The sequence below is a fragment of the Fulvivirga sp. genome, assembly GCF_040220315.1.
In the GTDB taxonomy this organism is placed as follows: domain Bacteria; phylum Bacteroidota; class Bacteroidia; order Cytophagales; family Cyclobacteriaceae; genus Fulvivirga.
In genome coordinates this window covers 1-22,899 of sequence record NZ_JAVJUY010000053.1, presented here as the reverse complement: position 1 = coordinate 22,899, position 22,899 = coordinate 1, and the positions used below count along the sequence as shown (strand labels likewise).

At 37.5% G+C, this 22,899-nt stretch carries 19 protein-coding genes and 1 pseudogene; 9 read left to right on the top strand and 11 right to left on the bottom strand.

The genetic code is table 11. The features are described from left to right. The 7 genes and pseudogenes from RLO81_RS02410 to RLO81_RS02380 form a co-directional block, all read right to left on the bottom strand. Positions 1–839, bottom strand: a pseudogene (locus tag RLO81_RS02410) (peptidase domain-containing ABC transporter); the annotation flags it as partial. 3 nt (positions 840–842) lie between these two features. Then, positions 843–1,517 carry a TetR/AcrR family transcriptional regulator gene (locus tag RLO81_RS02405; protein ID WP_350106705.1) on the bottom strand — a complete coding sequence of 225 codons (675 nt, stop codon included), beginning with the start codon at positions 1,515–1,517 and terminating at the stop codon, positions 843–845. Positions 1,518–1,691: 174 nt separating this feature from the next. Then, positions 1,692–2,261, bottom strand: coding sequence for a hypothetical protein (locus tag RLO81_RS02400; protein ID WP_350106702.1), 570 nt, complete (start codon positions 2,259–2,261; stop codon positions 1,692–1,694). Between the two features lie 32 nt (positions 2,262–2,293). Beyond that, positions 2,294–2,617 carry a hypothetical protein gene (locus tag RLO81_RS02395; protein WP_350106700.1) on the bottom strand — a complete coding sequence of 108 codons (324 nt, stop codon included), beginning with the start codon at positions 2,615–2,617 and terminating at the stop codon, positions 2,294–2,296. A gap of 1 nt (position 2,618) precedes the next feature. Then, positions 2,619–3,488, bottom strand: a complete 870-nt coding sequence (locus RLO81_RS02390; RefSeq protein WP_350106697.1) for a YitT family protein — start codon at positions 3,486–3,488, stop codon at positions 2,619–2,621. Positions 3,489–3,678: 190 nt separating this feature from the next. Continuing rightward, positions 3,679–5,190 carry an NADP-dependent isocitrate dehydrogenase gene (locus RLO81_RS02385; protein ID WP_350106694.1) on the bottom strand — a complete coding sequence of 504 codons (1,512 nt, stop codon included), beginning with the start codon at positions 5,188–5,190 and terminating at the stop codon, positions 3,679–3,681. A gap of 19 nt (positions 5,191–5,209) precedes the next feature. Next, the gene (locus RLO81_RS02380; RefSeq protein WP_350106691.1) at positions 5,210–6,163 is read right to left on the bottom strand and encodes a sodium-dependent bicarbonate transport family permease; all 954 of its coding nucleotides are present in this window, start codon (positions 6,161–6,163) and stop codon (positions 5,210–5,212) included. Between the two features lie 268 nt (positions 6,164–6,431). Here RLO81_RS02380 and RLO81_RS02375 point away from each other — a divergent pair, with 268 nt between their 5' ends. Together RLO81_RS02375 and RLO81_RS02370 are read left to right on the top strand one after the other, a co-directional pair. Further along, a complete protein-coding gene (locus RLO81_RS02375) occupies positions 6,432–7,337 on the top strand; it encodes a LysR family transcriptional regulator (RefSeq protein WP_350106688.1) in 906 nt (301 codons plus the stop codon). A gap of 49 nt (positions 7,338–7,386) precedes the next feature. Next, on the top strand, positions 7,387–8,646 hold the full coding sequence (locus tag RLO81_RS02370; protein WP_350106685.1) for a DUF418 domain-containing protein: 1,260 nt from the start codon (positions 7,387–7,389) through the stop codon (positions 8,644–8,646). A 4-nt stretch (positions 8,647–8,650) separates the two neighbouring features. On the opposite strand, the gene RLO81_RS02365 is transcribed toward RLO81_RS02370, so the two are convergent. The 3 genes from RLO81_RS02365 to RLO81_RS02355 form a co-directional block, all read right to left on the bottom strand. Next, positions 8,651–9,685 carry a hypothetical protein gene (locus RLO81_RS02365; protein ID WP_350106682.1) on the bottom strand — a complete coding sequence of 345 codons (1,035 nt, stop codon included), beginning with the start codon at positions 9,683–9,685 and terminating at the stop codon, positions 8,651–8,653. An 83-nt stretch (positions 9,686–9,768) separates the two neighbouring features. Then, positions 9,769–10,731 (bottom strand): M48 family metallopeptidase, encoded by a 963-nt coding sequence (locus RLO81_RS02360; RefSeq protein ID WP_350106679.1) that lies wholly within the window; start codon positions 10,729–10,731, stop codon positions 9,769–9,771. Beyond that, a complete protein-coding gene (locus RLO81_RS02355) occupies positions 10,731–11,294 on the bottom strand; it encodes a LemA family protein (RefSeq protein ID WP_350106676.1) in 564 nt (187 codons plus the stop codon). The genes RLO81_RS02360 and RLO81_RS02355 overlap by 1 nt, the downstream gene beginning before the upstream one ends. A gap of 181 nt (positions 11,295–11,475) precedes the next feature. On the opposite strand from RLO81_RS02355, the gene RLO81_RS02350 reads away from it, so the two are divergent. From RLO81_RS02350 to RLO81_RS02320, 7 genes are all read left to right on the top strand, one after another. Next, complete coding sequence (locus RLO81_RS02350) at positions 11,476–11,856, top strand: DoxX family protein (protein WP_350106673.1); 381 nt, start codon at positions 11,476–11,478, stop codon at positions 11,854–11,856. Positions 11,857–11,955: 99 nt separating this feature from the next. Next, complete coding sequence (locus tag RLO81_RS02345) at positions 11,956–12,417, top strand: GldL-related protein (RefSeq protein ID WP_350106670.1); 462 nt, start codon at positions 11,956–11,958, stop codon at positions 12,415–12,417. A 48-nt stretch (positions 12,418–12,465) separates the two neighbouring features. Continuing rightward, complete coding sequence (locus tag RLO81_RS02340; protein ID WP_350106667.1) at positions 12,466–13,977, top strand: tetratricopeptide repeat protein; 1,512 nt, start codon at positions 12,466–12,468, stop codon at positions 13,975–13,977. Then, entirely contained in the window at positions 13,958–15,601 is a 1,644-nt protein-coding gene (locus tag RLO81_RS02335) for a tetratricopeptide repeat protein (protein WP_350106664.1), read from the top strand. Before RLO81_RS02340 ends, RLO81_RS02335 begins: the two co-directional genes overlap by 20 nt. A gap of 160 nt (positions 15,602–15,761) precedes the next feature. Further along, entirely contained in the window at positions 15,762–17,219 is a 1,458-nt protein-coding gene (locus tag RLO81_RS02330) for a BspA family leucine-rich repeat surface protein (protein WP_350106661.1), read from the top strand. Between the two features lie 186 nt (positions 17,220–17,405). After that, positions 17,406–20,864 (top strand): BspA family leucine-rich repeat surface protein, encoded by a 3,459-nt coding sequence (locus tag RLO81_RS02325; RefSeq protein ID WP_350106658.1) that lies wholly within the window; start codon positions 17,406–17,408, stop codon positions 20,862–20,864. Between the two features lie 107 nt (positions 20,865–20,971). Further along, entirely contained in the window at positions 20,972–21,421 is a 450-nt protein-coding gene (locus RLO81_RS02320; RefSeq protein WP_350106655.1) for a hypothetical protein, read from the top strand. Positions 21,422–21,487: 66 nt separating this feature from the next. On the opposite strand, the gene RLO81_RS02315 is transcribed toward RLO81_RS02320, so the two are convergent. Continuing rightward, positions 21,488–22,899 (bottom strand): GMC family oxidoreductase (locus tag RLO81_RS02315; protein ID WP_350106652.1); only part of this gene is annotated, 1,412 nt, incomplete at its 5' end.

Here is a 22,899-nt window from a genome sequence, read left to right as displayed (position 1 = left end):
GTTAGCACATCGAAAAAGCGGTTCATTAACTCTGGCGGATAGTAGTTTAACAAAGCTTCGGCTTTTATGCGTGGAACCCGAAAGGCGAACTCAAAGGCCGCTTTTGTAAATACTCGTCTTTGCAGGTATTCCACTAAGGTAATCTGCATTACTTGCAACCCTCCTGTAGCCAATACTCCGGCAATTACCAACCCAATTAACACATATACAGAACTAAAAACAACGCCCCCTGAAATAAGGGAAACTGTAGCTTGTATACCCAATGGCAATGTTAAACTAATAAGACCCACCAACACCGCGTACACATAAATGTAAAAAATATCCCTTTTCTCCTCAGAAAGCAGGCGGATAAGACGCTGAACAGGGCTTAATTTTTTTGTTTTCTCTCCATCCTCTGGGTCGTCACTCACCAGACTTTGGTACGAGAATACTCCCATAAACTGCACTTTTTCATCTTCCATATACAGTTTTCTACTGTAGTCCACATCGTATTCAAACGTATGTGATGCGTCTTTGCCCAACCGTAATACCTGCAGCTCACGATTTTGCTTGTATATAATGATTGGCACCAAATCTTTCCCGCTATCTTCAAAAGCTACTATTGGTATTTCAACTTCCTGAATAAAAGTGGCGAATTCATCAAATGGTAGTTGGTTATCCAGGTAAATGATACGCTGTTTATTGGCTGCCTCTATAAGATCTCGTTTGAATTCAGCCAGTTCTAAACGGGTGTAACCCCTTGGGCTAGAATCTATCTCACTCAATGCCAATCCATCAAAATCCTGCTTAAGCAGGCTGGCAGAATCGCGAATGATTTGTATGATCTGATTACTGTTCATGGATTAAGCTTTAATCGTTTTTAGAACCATGTCTGTTAAGAAGAGTTTACTCTGTTCGTGTACGTTTTCATCACATTTCAAATCAGTTAATGCAGGCAGGTGCTCTGCATAAAACAGTTGATGATGTGCCGCTTGCAGTACTGTACTAATTAATGAATTAGGATGCTGATAATTGGGATTGTATTCTTTAATATATGACGCTATTCGAGTGCATAATGATTTATAACCTCTGAATAAACCCTCTTTATTATCATTATCTACTTGTTTGGTAAGATACGTTTTGTCTGATTCAACTTTTACGATTCTATAAAGAGCTTCTTCATCAATCTGTGGAAAAGAGTAATCCCTCTTTTTATCTTCAGAGACAATACGTAAGGCAATTTCTAATTTTTGAATAGGGTCATCAATATTCTGAGTACCATAATCAATTTTATAATCTAACCAGTTCCAATACCAAGCTATGAGATAAACCAATAGTTTATGCTTATTTTCAAAGTAACGATATATTGATGCTTCTGTTGATTCTATTTTAACAGCAAGTTTTTTAAAGGTAAACTTTTCAAAACCAAGTTCATCAATCATGGCAATACCTTCCTGTAGTATTTTTCTTCCTAAATCGGTTTCTTGCGGATCTCGAAGAAAAAGCTTGTCATTCATTAATAATTGCAATATTGCCATAGTACTCTCATTAGTAACACATAAACTCTATTTAATAATAGTATTACTATTATTTACAATAGCTTTAAACGCCCCTAAAACTAAAATGTTTCGATATCTCGATAATAATTACATAAAAAAAGAGTAGCTCCTTTATCAGTTGCTACTCTTAAAACGAAATTTGTATTTCCGTTATCAAGCAAAATTAAGTAAGGATTTAAATAACCCTGCGGTTTCTTCCTTTCTTTTTGTGATTAGATAATATTTATCATTTTGGTACTCATTTAATATATCAGTTGCGTTTGCTAAAATACCCGGCTTACTACTTGACACCCGGCTAGTTGTAAGTAATATCATTTGAGCTTTGGTGTTATTAATTACTTTTCTCATAGTTTCGCCTAACTCTGCACCTCTCGCAAGCATATATTCATCTACCATAAGATTCGGTAAATGTTTGTTGCTATTTATAAATCCATTGATTTTATATTTGGCATAAGTTTGAAGTTTAAGATTCAACGCATTTCTTTCTTTTACTACTTCTTCTACCTCAAAGGGTGATTCACAAACTTGATTTATGTAGTGAGAGGCATCTTTGTAGAAATGCATAGCTGCCACCTTGTCTATATTTAGCTGTTCGTTGAGCCCATTTATCCATTCCAGACTACTACCGGTCTGATCAGACAAATCGATTGGCGAAAACAATTCTGTAATATGTAATTGCTTAACAGGAACCACCAACAAATGGCATGGTGCGTTTTTCAGCATTTTTTTTATTGGCGATTCATTAGTGCATACAATCACATCTGAATTTTCTTCTTTAGCCGTATGGAATAGTTCCGCAATGAATTCCCGATTTTGGTTGTGACAATACACTTGGTTTCTTTAGGCAGTTGAAGTCCCACTTTATCCTGTATCTTTTCAGATACACTTTTTAACTCTACTTGCTGTAGATCAGGAAACTCAGATTCCAATTCAGAAGGCAACTCCACTTGCCTAGCAATATGTAAAAAGTGTATTTTTTCTGGTTTAAGCTGGTTAGCTAACATGATAATGTTATTCATTGCCTCTGTGCTTAAAACAGCTGCATTCAGTTCAACCAACCAATTTTTCATGTTTTTCATATTATCCAATGTTTATTTTTCTATTTAAAACCCCACCTCTTACGTCTCTAATTCCTTGTACTATAATAAATGCCGATGGATCCGTTTTTTCTAACAATCGATTGATCTTTAAAAGCTCTAACCGACTTACCACCGTACAGAGAATATCATTTTCATCCATTATTAGCCCATTTTTTCCATACCCCCCACTACCCTTAAAAACTGTAACACCCATACCCATTTCATTAACCATATTTTCTTTAATGATTGCGCTGTTCTTTGATATTACCCAAACACCCAAGTATTCTTCAATTCCCTGAATGATATAGTCCATCGTTTTCATGGCAAAAAAATATGTAATCATTGAATAGAGAGCAGACTCTACACTTAGTAATAAGGCCGCAACAAGAAATATGATGATATTGATAATCATAATCATGTCGCCAAGTGATTGCCCAAATTTTCTACTCAGATGCAGTGCAAGAACTTCTGTGCCATCTATCACACAGCCACCCCTGATGCTCAAACCGATTCCTGCACCTAGAAAGAAACCACCAAAAATAGCTACCAAAAGCTTGTCTGAAGTGAGTACGGGAAAGCTAATCACTAGTAGAAATATAGCCATCAGGCATACGCCAAAAATGGTTTTAATCACAAACTTCCTAGACATGTGCCAAAAACCAACCAAAATAAATGGGATATTAATAAGCACAATGGTTAGCGATAGGTCAATCTTGGTTGTTTCAGCGATTAAAAGAGATATTCCAGTTGCCCCACCATCAATAAAATTATTTGGCAAAAGAAAACCCTTGAGCCCAAATGCGGCAGAAAGGGTGCCCACCACTACCCAGGCGGAGTCTTTAAAAGCGGAATATATCCCAGGTTTGTTCATTATTGAATGCAGAATCTTGAATACTTCATTACCTCAAATCTGAAGTGTTGTCTACTTACCCATTTATTCAACCTTCTTCTATCCGCTTTTGAAAGATAGCCTAAGCACTTTCGATATTCTTTATTAAGGAGTTTAGGGCAAAAGCTCACTCTTCTAAGAATGAGCTTTGAATATGTTAAAAAACAGTTCATCACTCTCCTTGTCCTAATGAAAAACCACGCCTCCCATCAAACTCATAAAGGTTCTCTGTTTTTATCACATCAAATCCGGCATTATTAAGTTTTGATAAAAGATCAACCACTTGTTCATAGTTGATCGGTTGATATACCGGTGTTCCTTTAGGTTGACTGTCAATCGCAACAAACCTGCATCTCCAATGGTCAGTACAATAAGTTTCCTTAAGACCCTCCGGAAATACCTTCACACCACGATTGGTAATCATTTTCAGTTTTAATTTATAAGCCTGAATTTTAGCAAGTGCCTGGCCAATTTCTTCCGGATCATTACCTTGCCAATCGATAAACGCATCGACACCTACCAACTCTTTCTTTTCTTGCTTACGCTGGTAGATTGGAATTTTTATTTCTCCAGTGCCTTCACTTAATTGGCTTACAGGAAGCTTCTCAGGTTGTAAGCCTAATCTTGCGATTACTTCATCGGCAAAATCCTCTGTGGTAACTTTTTGTTTACTAATTCCTTCCTGGTAAATATCAGCTGTGTGATATCCATGCTCTAATGTCGTGAGCCAGGCATTTTTAATTTTATCAGCCACTTCTGCCTGCCCGATATGTGCAAGCATCATAACAGCGGCATTTAGTAAGCCAGAAGGGTTGGCACTATTTTTACCTGCAATATCGGGGGCTGATCCATGTATGGCTTCAAACATGGCCACGTTGGTTCCAATATTAGCGGAGCCAGCCATGCCTACAGATCCTGCTATTTCTGCAGCAATATCTGAAATAATATCTCCATATAAATTGGAGGTTACAATTACATCATAATTCTGCGGTTTGGCAGCTAACCTGGCTGATCCTATATCGATAATTTGTGTTTCTGACTGAATAGTAGGGTATTCAACAGCAATTTCATCAAACACCTGATGAAACAAGCCGTCAGTTAATTTCATGATATTATCCTTTACCATGCAGGTAACTTTCTTTCTGCCATATGCTTTAGCATACTCAAACGCATATCTTACTATTCGCTCGCAGCCCGGGCGAGTAATTAACTTGAGACATTGAACAACATCTTGTGTTTGCTGGTGCTCAATGCCGGCATACAGGTCTTCTTCATTCTCTCGTATAATAACCACGTCCATCCCAGGGAAATGAGTTTGTATATATGGGTGCAAAGCACTTACCGGTCTAACATTAGCATATAAAGCAAGTGATTTACGAAGCGTTACATTTAAACTTTTGTAGCCTTTGCCTTGTGGTGTGGTAATGGGTGCCTTTAAAATGATCTTGCTTTTATGTATAGCATCCCAAGATTCTTGCGTAATGCCTGCCGTATGACCTGCCAAATAAGCCTTTTCACCCAACTCAATAAATTCTGGCTCAACATTGGCACCAGCTGCCTGCATAATTTTAAGCGTAGCATCCATGATTTCAGGGCCAATGCCATCACCTTTAGCGATGGCCACTTTAACCGCACTACTTACTTTATTTTTGTTATTCTTCTGCTCTAAAATTTGATTATTCATAATGGTACTATTTAATTTTTCAGATAATGAAATGAGTTATGATCATATAATAAAAAGGTATTCCGAATATTACATTCACCGGAAAGGTTATGCCTAACGCCATAGGTAAATACAGACCCGGGTTAGCTGAAGGCACAGCATTTTTCATGGCTGCAGGCACAGCTATATATGAAGCACTTGCGCCTAACAATGCAAACAACAACATATTACCAGCCGAATGAGTAATTAATGAAGCCAGATATAGTGCCATTAAACCGTTGATGAACGGAACCACTGTAGAAAACACAACCACAAATACACCGTTCTTAAAAAGGCTCTTTATTTGAGCCCCTGCAGTAATGCCCATGTCAAGAAGAAATACAGCAAGAAAACCTTTAAAAATATCCGTTGTAAATGGTCTTATTCCTTCTGCTTGTTCTTCACTTGCCAGAAAACCGATGACCATGCTGCCCAAAATCAATAACACACTGGCATTATTTAATGAGTGTTTCACTATTTCAGGCATAGGGGCATTTGTATTATTACCTTTGGCAAACACGTTAATTAGGAGCACACCTACAATTATCGCTGGAGCTTCCATGAGCGCCATAACTGCAATCATATGGCCGTTATACGATACCTGTTCAAAGTCTAAAAATGAGATGGCAGTAACAAATGTTACGGCACTCACAGAGCCAAAAGCTGCTGCAATAGCCCCTGCATTTTCTACGCTTAGTTTCGCCTTAAGAATAAAGAAAGTATAAAGCGGAACAATCAATGCCAGGAATATCCCTAATATCATGCTCCAAACTATTTCACCATCCAGTGAGGAATGTGCCAACTCCTGACCACCTTTAAACCCAATGGAGAGTAAAAGATAAATAGAGATAAACTTGGAAGAATTTTCAGGAATTTTCAGATCACTCTTTACTTGCGAAGCAAAAATGCCAAGCAGGAAAAATAAGAGCGCAGGGTTTGTTAAATTATCTATCAATTAAGAAAGTTTAAAAATGTTTACACATGGTTTTTCCTTAGATAAGTAACTGTTTTATATATCTTGTTCTATTTTGCAATTATGTTATTTGGCAAGCCCGCAGAAACAAAATATCCAGTCGATTTGCCTACCACCTCTGGTCTATTATTTAAATAAGAAGAGTTAATGTAGATAGACATAATGCATTTATTTTTTTTTATGCAAATGTGAAAAACATTTTTTATAAATTTTTATTTAATATATTTATCTAATACATTAACATACAGTTATGCATTACACATTACATCAACTCAAAGTATTTTCAAAAGTTTGTGAGTTAAAAAGCATTACAAAAGCTGCAGAAGCTTTGCACCTAACGCAACCAGCGGTATCAATCCAGCTGAAAAAACTACAGGAACAATTTGATATACCGCTAACAGAAGTGATTGGTCGCCAACTATTTATTACTGATTTTGGACAGCGTATTAATATTCTAAGCGAGCGATTATTAGAAGGTGCGGACCTTATTAATGATACTACTAATCAGTATAAAGGATTACTGACAGGCCGTATTAAAATATCATCTGTATCCACCGGAAAATATGTTATTCCCTATTTTCTCACAGAATTTGTGCATGAACACCCGAACGTAGATATTTCCATTGATGTAACAAACAAAAACCTGGTGGTTGAAAGCCTGGCCCGCAATGACACGGATTTTGCGCTTGTATCCGTTCTGCCAGAGATGGCCTTAGAAAGGATTGAATTAATGGATAATGTGTTAGAATTAATGTGTGGAAAAGCATATTTCGAGCAGGCTCAGAATTTAACCCTTAAAACGCTTGAAGAAATACCTTTGATATTGAGGGAACAAGGTTCTGCGACCAGAAAGGCTATGGAAAGCTTCCTTACCAAAAATAAAATAAGGCCAAAAAGAACCATGGAATTAACTTCTAACGAGGCTGTAAAGCAAGCTGTAATGGCAGGTCTTGGTGTTTCTATTATGCCATTAATTGGTTTGCGGCATTCTTTGCAGTTAGAGCTTATTAAAACCATTCCCCTGCCTGGTTTACCTATCATTACCAATTGGAATTTGGTTTGGGGCTCTGGCAAAAACCTAACACCTGCGGGTATGGCCCTTGTTGAGCATATTGAAACCCATAAACAGAAAATTATTAATGATTATTTTGAGTAACTAAAATCTTATTCTTAGTTAAGTTTAACTTTCTCGAATATTTTACAATTTGACAGCTCGACTAAAATCAACACAATATTCAGAAAGAATTACTTCCCTCGATTTTTTAAGAGGTATCGCCATCCTAGGGATTCTATTTATTAACATTGAAAACTTTGCTTACCCTAGCCCTTTTCTTCCCTGGAAAAATGGCTTTAATGGTTCGGCTGACTACGCTACCCGTTTTTGGATATATTTCTTAACCCAAGGTAAATTCTACACAATGTTTGCCCTCTTATTTGGAGTTGGATTTTACATCTTTCTTGAAAGGCTTGAGAGAAAAAAAATAGGTCTTAAGGCTATGGATATTTATGCCAGACGCTTGTTGTGGCTATTTGTTATAGGTGTGGTGCATGCTTATTTTATTTGGAATGGCGATGTACTTTACCACTATGCAATCTGTGGATTCTTATTATTCCCTTTCAGATCCATCAAAACCAGAAATTTAGCACTGATTGCTGCCTTATTTGGTGTACTCATGCTTATAAAATCACACGAGCAAACTAGTAAAAGACTACACAAAAAGTTGGCCTACTTACAGGCAACCAATTTACCGGAAGACGAACGAACGGATGATGATACTAGAACCATAAAAAGTTGGGAGAAACTAACTCAGAAGAAAAAGCCAGACACTACGGCCCTTGAAATGAGGCGACCCACCTATTTTAAAGGCTTAAAAGAAACTTTTGAGCAAGCCAGTGTTCACAAAGGTTTAGTCTATTATCAATCATTATTATTCCCATCGCTCTTAGTTATGATTTTAGGTATAATTTTATACCGAACTGGGATATTTTCTGACTACCAAGCCCTCAACTATTATTGGCCTATAAGTTTTGGTATTCTTTTTTTAGGCCTTGTGATCAACTATTTAAGATATTACCATTGGACTTTTGAGTATTTTGATCCTGTTACCAGTATTTGGAAAGGCTACCTATTTACTTTTCCAAAAGAACTGCTAGGTGTAGGATACATTCTTATATTTAACGGTCTTTACCAAAAATACTTCTCTAGGATTAAGTTAAAACTTATTACAAACATCGGGCGAATGGCCTTGAGCAACTATATATTTCAGAATATACTTGTTGGGTTCATATTTTATGGCTATGGTTTAGGCTGTTATAATCAATTTTCCAGAACAGAGTTGTTACCCATTGTTTTTGCCATATGGATCATACAAATCATTATTAGTTCCATTTGGCTAAAAAAATATAATCAAGGCCCTTTAGAATACCTTTGGCGAACGCTAACATATCGAAGTTTTAAAGCATAATTTACTACCCACTACCCTTCGCTTTATTATATAACTTGCTTGGAGGCACCAGGAATATCGCAAAATTAACATATGGTGATGATTGGGCTTTAACTGTGATTATGGCATCTCTTCTTCTTTCACCTTGTTCAGATAAAAAGATGTTTATTGGTACACGATAACCTGCCGTCAAGCCAATCCATAACCAATCATGGATTTCCCGTTCATAAGATACTGTTAAACGAATTGATGACCTTCTAAACTCCAGTTCATCAAAATTTTCCAATACACTATCACGTAGATAATAGCTTGCGCCCTGCAATTCCAATGTACTAATAAAATGATTTGATGCATTGGGTGAGTATCTCAGTTTAGCACTCTTTGGCAGCAGCAATTCATACCCCCAATGCAAAGCGAAATCGTTGTTTAACATAAATAATGGAAAAATGGCCGGTTGGCCGAAGTCGTATCCAAAGGAAATACCATAACCAATTTCTTTATGAAGGCCAATACGTTTGCCTTTTAATGTAGCCAGGGAAATCTTTAGCTGTGGTAAAAAATATCTAAACCTAGGCCGATCGCTATTAAGTGAACTGTTGAAATACATGAATAAGAATTTCTCCTCATTGAAATCATGCTTCAAATAACTGCTGAAGGTAACCCTCTTTAAAGACTTATCATCAAACCTGCTAAATAGTGGATAGGATGGGTCTGTTAGATTATTAAATTTAAATTGTTCGTGCCGATAACCAAACCCACCTATTATATTGGTGCGCTCTTTTAACACAACAGGAAATTTAATCTTACCCTCTCTTATCAGATTTTGAGACACGTTAGCCTCTGCATTGCCAATTACATCTGAATTAGAAGTTACCGTAAAATTGTTAATAAACTCAGTTTCGAATACAAGGAACTTGGGGCGTGGTTTATACCGATTAGCTGCCTCTATAATTTTACCTTCTTCTTCAATCACTAAAGATTCATCTTGCTGACTGACAGCGAAATAGGGTTTGCACATGAATGTGATAAGAAAAAAGAAAGTAGCGGTTCTTTGTTGCAACGATTATGTATTCAATAGAATGATAATTTAAGAAATTCCTATGAATTACAACGATATAGTTTACTCAGATACAAACCAATAATTTAGTACTGCTCTAACACCTCAATTCGTTTTTCTATAGGCGGATGTGTGGCAAAAAGGTTGGTGAAAAATGAGAAAAAGGATGATTTCTTTTTCTTAGGATGTTCGATAAACATTTGTGCTACATCATCTCTCCTTACAGCTTCAATAAGCGGATCTGCCGAAATCTTGCGTAACGCACTTGCCAGTGCTTCAGGATCTTTTGTAAGCTCAACCGCTCCGGCATCAGCCATAAACTCCCGTTTTCTTGAAATGGAAAACCGAATTAACAGCGAGATAAGATAACTCAGCAGAACCACCACCACAATGAGTGCAATACCTCCGCCACCTCCTTTGCCTTTTTTGCCACTAGAAGAAGAGCTTGAGCTTCGCCTTGTAGAACTGCGCAAAAAGGTACGCATTAATCCTTCGGCTATAAATGAAAATATGCCTACAAATATGATGGAGATTACTAATAACCTTACATCTTTATTCATTATATGAGTGAGCTCGTGTGCAATCACTGCCTGCAATTCCCTATCATCCAGCTTATCAATAATACCTCGGGAAAGTGTGATGGTATAATTATTTTTGGAGAGTCCGCTGGCAAAAGCATTGAGCGAATCGTCTTCAATAATATTGATTTTTGGGGTTTGCATACCGCGCGACATGGCAAGGTTTTCTACGAGATTATAAACCCGCATATTTTCTTTTCTCTCCAATGGTTTTGCGCCTGTTGCCTTGCGAATCATAGCACCTTGTGCAGCCCAGGCAATTAAAAACCAAATAGTAATGGCTCCAACTACGAATGGTGCTGCTGTAACAAAATAACCATTGGCCAAATCAAGAGCACCTGGCTCATCTTTATTAAGAATAAGAATTATTGCCCAGACCATCGCTAAAAGCAAAATCGGAAAGCCAAGTAAAAGTATTATTGAGTGGCGGTTGTTTCGCCATATTTGAGTTTGTACTCCTACGTATTGCATTACTCAAAACTTATCTTAGGAGCTGTTTCGTGGGTTTTTCTATCGTCAGCAGCAATTTCAAACATGGGTTCTTTTTTAAACCCAAACATTCCGGCAAATAGCACGGAAGGAAACACCTGAACCGCATTATTCAATTCTTTAGTTGCAGAATTGAAATACCGTCTTACAGCGGCCAACTTATTTTCCACATCAGAAATTTCTGCCTGAAGGTTACTAAAGTTAGTGCTTGCCTTTAAATCTGGGTACGCCTCAACGGCCACTTTTAGTCCGCCCAATGCATTAGTGAGCATATTTTCAGCACCTATTTTATCGTTTATTGAGTTGGCGCCCATCGCTGCAGCACGTGCTTCGGTAACTCGTGTGAGCACTTCACTTTCGTGCTTCATGTAACCACGCACAGTATCTACTAATTGCGGTATCAAATCATGGCGCTGCTTCAATTGCACATCAATGTCTGCAAAGGCATTTTCACGGTTATTTCTGAGCTTAACAAGGCGGTTGTAAATACTCACCACCCAAATAACCAATAGAAGTACTATTCCAATTCCAATAAACATTTCCATAGTAGTTTGATTTAAGGTGAGATAAATATAATGATTTATCGTTTCTATTTTAATGAATAAAATAAGAAGTGAACTAACTGTTCGTAATTCTATGTAAGGCTATTTCAATTCTGTAGCCGCTAGCAAATAATGGTATTTCCTGTTATCTTGATTTAACAATATCAATTAAACCTCAAATCATATGAAAACTAAAATCCTTTTTGTTGTCTATCTATTATTCAGCTTAATGTTTATTAATGCAGGTTTAAACAAGTTTTTCAACTACATACCCGTACCGGAAGACTTGCCTGAAGGTATGCAAAGAATGAACGCAGCTTTTGAAGAAATATACTGGCTCATGCCGCTTGTTGCCATAATAGAAATATTGGGCGGTATCCTTTTTGTTATTCCAAGAACAAGACCATTAGGAGCCATTATGCTCTTCCCTGTAATGGTGGGTATTATGCTAGTGCATTTAACTGTTGCCCCCCAAGGTTTGATTTTGGCATCTGTATTTTTTGCCATTAATCTTTGGGTTATTTATGATCATAGAGAAAAATTTCTTCCTATGATTAACAACTAAACCTCCTAAGTTTATGTGAATGGTGCAATTAAAACTTAGGCGAGTATCTACGTTCTAAAAATAACTTAAGGACAATTTATAAAGTAAAGTCATAAAGTAATGGAAGGAAATAAAGGATTTGCAAGTTTACTTTTTGAAACAATAATACCCAAAGTGGAGCTAATTAGTTTAGTACTAGTTTTAGTAAGTATACTTTTCAAAATGCTGCACTTGCAAGGCACTGCTGAGCTGTTAATGATCTCACTTTCTACGTATGCAGTGGTCTGCTTCGTAAGGGCTTATCAGCCCATCGAATCGGATGGTGCCATTGATAAACTAATTATAAAATTTGGTGGTATTAGCTCTGCCATTCTAGTGATAGGCGTGCTTTTTCTGATGTTGTCTTTACAAGGCTCTTCAGAAATGCTTTGGATTGGAGGTGTAACATTTGGTATTACCATGGCTCTTATCATCATTAAATCCTCCAATAGTGCGAATAGCTTGTATAAAAAGTTAGTGAGTCAATATATAAAAACTTTGGCAGTTGTAAGTGTGGTCTATTATTCAAGTTATCTTCTTTAATTGAACAAAGCATAATATATTAGTAGATACACACAACTATACTTTGGCATGATCAGACTTCTTGGCTTTAGTGGGCTTGTTAAGTCTAAATATTTTTCATCAAGCAGAATTACACTGTTAATTCTATTCCTTTGGTTTAACCCGCAAGTGAAGGCACAAACCAGTATGGATAGTCTGTTACAACGCTTAAGTCAGCCAGGCTTATCTCAAAAAGACCAAGTTTTGCTTAGTACTGCCATTGGGAAAGAATATGCCGAATCCCGACCAGAGTTAGGGCTGAAATATATAGAAGAAGCAGAGAATATTTTAAAAAAAAGCCCTAATGATACACTGTTATTAAGCCTATTAATAGCGAAATCGATAAATTACAGCTATTTGGCCAGGTATGACATCTCTACCAAAATCAGTATGGAGGCGCTCAAAATGTCGCAGAAATTGAATGACAAGACAGCCATGTTAGATGCTCACAACAACCTGGGTATTGATTTTATGTATACCGAGGACTACAGTAACGCACAGAAGTATTTGAATGAGTTTGTAAGACTATCTGAAATTGCCAGGGACTCTTTGCGATGGGGTCATGGCTTGAACAACCTGGGGTTGATATCCTATTATTTGGGCAATGCTGAAGAAGAACTCAACTATTATGTCAAAGCCAAAGAGATATTTGAAAGAATTAATGAGAAAGAAGGATTGGGAAACACCTTACTGAACATCGGAACGGTGTATACAGCTACCGGAAATCACCAAAAGGCGCAAGAATATTTTGCTGACGCTTTGATTATTTTTGAAGAAATCAAGTACATCTCTGCCTATTCAAATGTACTACAGAGTATGGCTGAGGACTATTTGAAACAAGGAAAATATAAAAAAGCTGAAACGTTAGCATCCGAAGCCCTCGCCTTAGTTCGTCAAAACGATTTAAAGCAAGATGTTGTCTACGCTTCCGATTTGCTTCAAAACATTTACCAAAAACAAGGGAAATATAAAGAGGCCTATGAACTTGTTGTGAGTTATCATGAAGTGAAGGATTCGATCTTCAATGAAAAGATAACTCAACAACTAGCAGAACTTCAGACCAAGTACGAAACAGAAAAAAAAGAGTCTGAGATTCAGCAATTGAAGCTTGAAAACAATCTTAAAGAAGTAAGTCTGGCTAATGCACGCAATCAAATAATAGGTCTTTTTATAATTGGTTTTATGCTTCTAGCATTAATCGCAGTTTATTTTACTCAACGGAATAAAAAACTACAGGCAGAAAAACTACAACAAGAGTTTCAATTGGATGCTTTGAGAAAGCGAATTATTGAAATACAATCAGGTGATGCTGTTTATGAAGATGTAGAAATAGATTCGATCAATGAAAAAATCAATTCTCCACTTACCGATAGAGAATTGGAGGCATTAAAACTCATAATGCAAGGAAAAGCGAATCGCGAAATAGCAGAAGCATTATTTGTATCGATAAATACAGTTAAATTCCATTTGAGTAACATCTATCAAAAATTGGGTGTAGCGAACAAAAGAGAAGCGTTAGAGTATGTGGTCAAATCTTCTTAGAGTTAGCATTTTTTCACTTCTAATAATAGTTTCACAGACCCTTCAAGGTCAGGGTGTTGGTGATATAGAAGCGCTAATCGAAAAATCGGAATATAAAAAGGCCATTGAGCAGGCTGATCTTCTTATCAAAGATACTAAAACCCATAGTAACAAAGCCAGGCTCCTTCAATTGCAAGCTGATGCTTACTACTATTTAAATGATATTAATAAGTCATTACAGTATTACCTTGAGGCAATTGCCATACATGAAAAACAAATTGAGCCTAATATCCTCCATTATATGGAAAGTGTTAGCCATGCCGGTTTTTGTTATCGCGAATTAGGCATCTACGATAAGGCCTTACTTCAATACATACAAGCGTTGAAGTTGGCTCAAACTTTAGGTGACTCTACAGAAATTGCCGGTCAGTATGCCAATCTGGGACTTATTTATGGTAAACTGGGTGATATCGATCAGGCAACTGAGTACCATACAAAAGCCTATAATATTGATCTGGCTCAAAAAGATACTGCCGGCCTTGGGTTTGATTTGAGAAACATTGCCGATCTAAAAATAACGTTGGGTGACTATACTGAAGCAATTGAAAGCATCAAAGAGTCAATCGCCCTTCTTGAATTAAGTAGTGGCAACCCAAATAGTTTAGCACTACGGCAAGGCGTACTAGGCAAAACGTATCTGGCTATTGATAATCTGGATAGTGCTAATCATTATCTGACCTTATCCTTAAACCAACATCTAAGCATGAATGACAGCATTCACGTTGCGCTAAGAAGAAATGATTTGGCTCAATATCACTTAAAAACTCGAGAATATGAGCGAGCTATTACGTTAGCAAGCCAAGCTCGCTCTTTTTTGTTAACTAAAAATGACATACCGCATATTGCTGCAACCAATTTAACGCTCATAAAATCATATTTAGGCTTAAAAAATACAGAAATGGCACTTCAGATGTGTCGAGAAAATATATCGTTATGTGCAAATCAGCAATTACTTGTGGAGTTAAAAGATACCTATAAACTACAATCCCAGGCATTTAAATTGAGCAATCAACCCTATGACGCATTAGCCGCATTAAATTCTTTTCAACAACTGCAGGATTCCATTATCAATATCAATAATAAAAAAGCTGTTTCACTTCTTGAGGTAAAGTATGAGGTGTACAAAAAAGAGCAGGAAAATGAGTTGTTGGCTTTAGAAAATATCTATAACAAAGAACAATTGGCTAGCCAACGTACGCAATACATTCTCACCTCAATCATATTTGTGATTGTTTTAGTTGCTTTAATCATTATCGTTTGGACAATTATTTCCAGACAAAAACTTAAACAAAAACTTCTCACGGCAGAGATTAATGACCTTAGAAATCAAATTAAAGTGGCACTAGAAGGTGATACTTCCGGTTTAAATATCGACAAGCTAAATAAAGAATTAGAAAATCCTTTAACGGAAAGAGAAGCTGAGATATTAAACCTGGCCCTTAGTGACATGAGCAATAGTGAAATAGCTGAAAAAACCTTTGTTTCGGTGAACACGGTTAAGTTCCACCTCAAAAAGATCTACGATAAGATAGGTGTAACCAGCCGCAAAGAAGCCTTACAATTCGCCATTAAATCTGGTAGATAATTTCTAACTACTATTCACTCTATACAGTAATCATATAATTATTTTAAGAATATATAAAAACTACCCGGGTGGGTAGGTGCAAAACTAGACCTAAGGTATAGGTAAAGGAGCCTATTATATAAGCTACTTCATGGCAGAATTTTAATTAAACCCTATAACCATGAAGAAGTTTACACACACTTTATTAATGCTATTGGTAACATACGGGCTGGCTCATAGTCAGGCCTTTGTTACCACATGGAAGACCGACAATGACGGAGCTTCCGATGATAACCAAATTACCATTCCTACACTAGGCGGGGGTGGTGGATACAATTACTCTGTTGATTGGGGTGATGGAACAAGTGATGAAGGAATAACCTCAAACTTACCACAAACACATACTTATTCTACGCCAGGAACTTATACGGTTTCCATAACAGGTGCTTTTCCTCGATTCATATTTCCTGTGAGTAGTGATAGCGATAATGAAAAATTACTAACCGTTGAACAATGGGGTGACATAGTATGGAATCAATTCAGCTTTCGCGGATGCATCAACTTGGTAGTTAATGCAACGGATACGCCTGACCTTTCGAATGCTATTTCTTTTGTTGATACGTTTGAAGGTTGTGTCAATTTTAATACAAACATTAACAACTGGAACACATCGAACATCACATTCATGCAAGATGTGTTTTTTGGTGCGACATCATTTAATCAACCTCTTAATAATTGGGATGTTAGTAGTGTCACAAATATGAAAGGAATGTTTTATCAAGCTGAATCCTTTAATCAGGATCTCAGTAATTGGAATGTGGGCAGCGTCACTAACATGAGTCAGATGTTCAGAGGAGCAACTAGCTTCAATGGTAATATTTCTAACTGGGATGTTAGTAGCGTTACCAACATGTCTGAAATGCTATATGGTACACTAGCTTTTAATCGAGCTCTTAATAATTGGGATGTAAGCAGTGTAACAGACATGAAAGGTATGTTTTTCGATGCTGAATCATTCAATCAAGATCTTAGTAATTGGAATGTTAGTAGTGTATTGGATATGGAGGATATGTTCGCGGATGCAGCTAGTTTCAATCAGGACATAAGCATGTGGGATGTAAGCAACGTTACCGACATGAAAGCTATGTTTTTTAGGGCTAATTCCTTTAATCAAAATTTGAACACTTGGAATGTAAGCAGTGTAACCAGAATGTTCAACATGTTTGCCCGCAATTCTGCATTTAATGGAGATATAAGCAAATGGGATGTTAGTAATGTAACCAACATGAATTCAATGTTTTTTGATTCCCCTTCATTCGACAGAAACCTGAGTAATTGGGATGTAAGCGAAGTCACTGATATGGGAAATATGTTCAATAACAGTGGACTTTCCACAACAAATTATGACAACTTAATTAAAGGCTGGTCAGCACTGACTCTTCAAAGTGGTGTTCCTTTCGGAGCTAGTGGAATAAATTATTGCAACTCCAGCGCTGAAAGGTCTATTTTGACTAGTGGCCCAAATAATTGGGTAATTACAGATGCAGGTCAGGTTTGCAACGATTTTGTAACGACCTGGCAAACTACTACCGCAAGTGAGCAGATTACAATCCCTACCACGGGTACCGGATACGACTAAACAGTAGATTGGGGTGATGGAACTATAGAAAATAACTTTACCGGTGACGCTTCTCATACGTATGCGAATGCTGGTATTTACACCGTATCCATCTCGGGCGATTTCCCTAGAATCTATTTTAATAATGGCGGTGACAAAGATAAAATACTAACTATCGAAGAATGGGGAAATATTGAATGGACAAGCATGAGATTAGCATTTTTTGGTTGTTCTAATCTGACATATAATGCCACTGATGCTCCTAACCTGACTAATGTTACTGACCTATATGCGATGTTCTTTGATGTTAGTTTGTTCAATGGAGAAATTGGTTCATGGGATGTCAGCAATATAAATAACATGCAGTCCTTATTTGGTAACACATCATTTAACCAGGATATCAGCAATTGGGATGTTTCTAATGTCACCAACCTTTCCCAGACATTCTTCAATACACCTTTCAATCAAGATATTGGAGGTTGGGATGTGGGTAACGTATTGACTATGCTAAATCTCTTTCTAAATGCTACTGATTTCAATCAAGATATCAGCTCATGGGATGTTTCTAAAGTTGAATTTTTCACGGCTACTTTCGCAAATGCTTCCTCATTTAATGCCAACATAAGTGGTTGGAATGTGGGTTCAGCGACAAATATGGACAATATGTTTGCCGGGGCCAATTCATTCAATCAGGATTTGAGCAACTGGGATATTGCCGATGTAACCAACATGAGCGGCATGTTAAATTCATCAGGAATATCTACTATTAATTACGATAAATTACTTGACGGTTGGGCTGCACAAACTGTACAAACTGGCATTACTCTGGGTGCAAATGGACTTGAATATTGTTTAGGTGCAACAGGTCGTGCTACACTGACTGATGGCGGGGGCGCCAATTGGACTATAACCGGTGATAGCGAAAATTGTGTAGTAAATATCCCTGATGCCAATTTTAAGGCAGCCCTTTTAGCAAATGGAACAATTAATACAGTAGATGATGGCGAAATTACTTATCAAGAAGCAGCTATAGTCAACAATCTTCAACTGGCAGGACTCGGTATTGCCGATTTAACCGGCATAGAAGCTTTTACAGCACTTAATGTATTAGCTGCTAACACTAATAATCTTACTTCTATTGACTTGTCAAACAATGAGTCCCTTGATTACCTTTCTCTAAGTGGAAATGACTTAGGCGAAATAGATTTAAGTAACAACCCAACGCTTATTGAGGTCATTTTAAGCAATAATCAATTAACAGAAATTGATCTTAGTAACAATTCACAAGTAACAACTCTTTGGGTCGATCAAAATGATATATCAAGTATTGAGTTGTCCACTAACCTATTACTAGAAGATTTAAGAGTTGATAGAAATCCCAATCTTTCAGGGCTTAACATATCTGTTAATGATCAATTGACTGTCTTGCATGCATACAGTTGTAATATTTCAAATCTGAATGTATCCAACAACACATTGCTCGAAGGCCTTTTTATCTACGGCAATCCAATTACAGCAATCAATTTATCAGGCCTTACCAACCTGGACGATCTAAGGGTTGACGGGCTAAGTATTTCAACGCTCGACCTATCTGAAAGTCCGAATCTTCGATTTTTGAGAGCTTCTGGTATGGGATTAACGTCTTTAACCTTAGAAGGCTCAAGTTTAGTTCAATTGTTTGTTCAGAATAATAATCTTACGGGTGCTCTTGATTTAAGTATGTTTCCGAACTTGACTACGGTAAGAATTGAGCAGAACGATTTTAATGAATTGGACTTAAGAAATGGCAACAATGGGACGATTACAAACTTTAATGCCACAGATAATCCAAACTTAACATGTATTTCTGTAGATGATGTTGTTTTTGCGGAAGCTAATTTCACCAATATTGATGCTCAGACAGAGTTTAGCACGAATTGTAACGTTGTATATATTCCTGATGCCAACTTCAAAGCCGCACTACTGGCTAATGCTTCTATAAATACCATTGATGACGGAGAAATTACTTTTGAAGAAGCAGAAGCTTACACAGGGTCTATTAATGCTTCAAATCAATCCATCCAAGATTTGACTGGAATTGAGGCATTCTCAAATCTAACTGGCCTTCTGGCAGGTAATAATTCTGTTGTGAGTGTTGATCTAAGTTCAAATCCAGATTTAGTGACATTAGTTCTGAGTGACAATGATTTAACATCTTTGGACTTAGCTAATAACTCCTCTATAGCAACCTTATATGTTCAGCGCAATAGTAGTTTATCAGGGTTGAGTGTAACCAATCTTGTTGATTTAAATGATTTAGATGCCTCAAACACACTTGTTGATGCAATAGATTTAAGTGCTAACTCTACGCTTACCTTCATTTCTTTAAATTCAACTTCAATCACCACATTAGACCTATCATCAAACAATGATTTGTCTAGTGTTTCATTATCGTCCACTTCTTTGGAGTCGCTTGATTTGAGAAATGGTGCGAACGCAAGTATTGGAACTCTCAACTTAACAGGTAATCCAAATTTGACTTGCATATCAGTGGATGATGTGGCTTATGCTGAAGCCAATTTTACTAATGTAGATGAGGTGGCGAATTTCAGCACGAATTGTAGCAACACAGCTAACGACATCACAGCATTTAGCTTTACAGAACAAGCTATTGATGCCATCATTGACACAGAGAATCATACGGTGGTTATAGATGTAGTATCCGGTACGGATTTTACCAACCTCACTCCTACATTTACTGTCTCCGATGGTGCCACAGCAGATCCTGCCTCAGGTGTAGCTCAGGATTTTAGCAGTGCATTTGTTTACACACTTACAGCCGAAAATCCTACGGCCGTTCAAGAGTGGACAGTTACTGTACGAGAAGAGAATGTTGCACCGACAGATATTACCCTCAACAATTCTTCAATTGATGAAAATAATGCTCTTGATGATGTCATAGGCTCATTTAGCTCAGCAGATGTCAATGACACTGACATGCATTCTTATTCATTAGTATCTGGCGATGGTGATACTGATAATGCCTCCTTTGATATCTCAGGAAGTAACCTGATTGCGAAAGAAGTTTTTGATTTCGAAATAGTATCTAGTTACTCTATTCGTGTTCAGTCCAACGATGGTAGAGGTGGCACTTTTGAAAAGGAATTTACTATTTCCATCAATGATGTGGATGATCAAGAAGCACAAGAAATTACATTCAATGCTATAGAAAATCAGTTTTTTGAGGCTGGCTCGCTCACATTATCGGCCACAGCCAGCTCGGGTTTAGCTGTTGCTTTTGATTTAGTTTCAGGTCCTGGAACACTAGCTGGAAATGTGGTTACATTTACTGATTTGGGAACCATAGTTGTAAGCGCTTCACAAGCTGGTAACGGTGCATTCTTCCCTGCAGATCCTGTGGAACAGTCTTTTGAAGTAATAACAGTAACTGGTCTGGAAGGTGAAAGTTCAGCTTTATTAGTATTCCCTAATCCTGCCGCTGATGTGCTTACTGTTCAAACACAAGAAGAGAATATCACGCTTCAATTATTGAACATTCGTGGTTCCGAAGTGATGAGCATCCGGCCTAATGTGAGTACTGACATTTCTCAGTTAGACAAAGGTATTTACTTCTTGCTCATCTCAAATTCTAAAGGTGTTACAACACATAAAATTATTAAACAATAATACCCACCCCTCTCCCAAGAGGGGAATAAGTCTCCTCTTGGGAGGACCTGCCCGACAGGACTGGTCAGGCGGGGATTTAGAGGTGGGTCCACTTAAAATATAAAATCATGAAAAAATTAAAATTTATACTTTTCATAGTTGGTCTTGGATCACTTATCTACCTAAGTAGCTGCAAAGACGATTCCGACTCTACACCAAGTGAAACAGACCAGCAATTAATTACGCTACAGAACAACGGCACAAACTGGGTACTTAGTAGTGCTGGTGTATCCAAAGATGGGTTTGATGTAACCAGCCAGTTTACCGGATTTAAATTGAATATAGGTAATAAAACCTATACCACAGAAAATGGCTTAAGTCCGGTTTGGGAGCCTTCTGGCAACTGGGATTTTATCGATAATAACCCCAGTCTAATTCTCAGAGATGGCGATACTCAAATTACGGTAAGTGTTACTTCAAGTGCCTTAACTTTAACCTTCACTGCTGATGCAGTGCCAACAGGAGGCCGAGTAGAATCGGTTTCCGGAGAATACCAATTTCACTTAGCAAGTGAATAGTGTGTGTATGTCAGATACCCTGCCTCTTTGGAGGTGGGGTGCTGATATAACAATTGTCGTTTTTCGTTAGATTGATGCTTTCGGAATTTTACTCATAGCTCTTTCAGAAATTGCCGTTATACTCAATGATGGATTGACACCGGGGTTAGCAGAGATCATTGACCCATCGCATACATACATATTAGTGTAGCCAAATACTCTATTTTCACTATCAATCACACCAGACTCGGCATCTTGCCCCATTACTGCCCCACCTAAAATATGAGCCGTTGATGGAATACCCGTAAGAGTTTCAGTTAACATTACCACTGATTTTGAATTGGTGATTTTCGCATGTTTTTTGGCAATATCGTGTGCTTCTGGAATAAATGCTGAAGGTGCTTTTCCATTAGATAGGCTAGTACTCATGCCAAAAATATTCTTTTTAAACCTTAGTGTACTATCTAAGTGCTGCATAAACAATAGCACTGTAGAACGTTTAGCAAAGTCATTAACAAAAATTGTTTTCATCCAACGAATAGGATCACTCAACGGAGTAAACAATAGCTTAAATATTCTTAACAAAAAATTGTTTTCGCTAACCATTGGCATCATTAAGATTCGCCAAAATCCCGAGCCAGCACCGTATTTTACTGGCTCTAAATGGCTATTTTCATCTATGTCGATGATAGAACCAATAGCAATTCCTTTTGAATAGTCTTTCTCTTTATCTAGTGTCACATTCAAAATCAAAGCTTCGTTGTTTGATCTCACCTCATCGCCCACCTTATTGCTTAATCTGGGAAGTGAGCTTTTCTTCAGTTTCAGTAACAATGGCACAGTGCCCAAAACGCCACCAGAAAACACAATCCCCTTTCCGTTAACTTTTTTTGTAGAAGTAAAGACTTTGGTAGAACTTTTAAAAAATACTTGATAGCCGGAACTTCCATCCTCACTATCAATTGGTTGAATATCTTTTACTTCATGTTCTGCCAAAATATCAGCACCTAACTGCTGAGCCAGGTGAAGGTAATTTTTATCTAGCGTGTTTTTGGCATTGTACCTGCAACCGGTCATACAAGCACCACAGCCAACGCAACCTGTTCTGGTTGGTCCCTTTCCATCAAAATAGGGATCCGCCACTTCCCTACCCCTTTCACCAAAATAAACGGCTACTTTTGTGGGTCTATTTGTCTTATTAATGGAATTGGCAAGAAGCTCCATGTCTTTCTCGGCTGTTTCCATCATGGGATTTTCGGCCGCTCCCAACATTTTCCAGGCTTCCTCATAAAAAGGATCCAGCTCATTTTCCCAATCAGCTAAACCAGCCCAGGACCCATGATTAAAAAACTGGCTTTTTGGTTTAGGTAATGTGTTGGCGTAAACCAAAGATCCTCCCCCAACCCCTACTCCCGATAAAACAGAAATATGTCTGAAAAATGTCAATTTTAAGATTCCAAACAGTCGCAAAGAAGGTAACCAAAGCCAGCGTTTTAAAT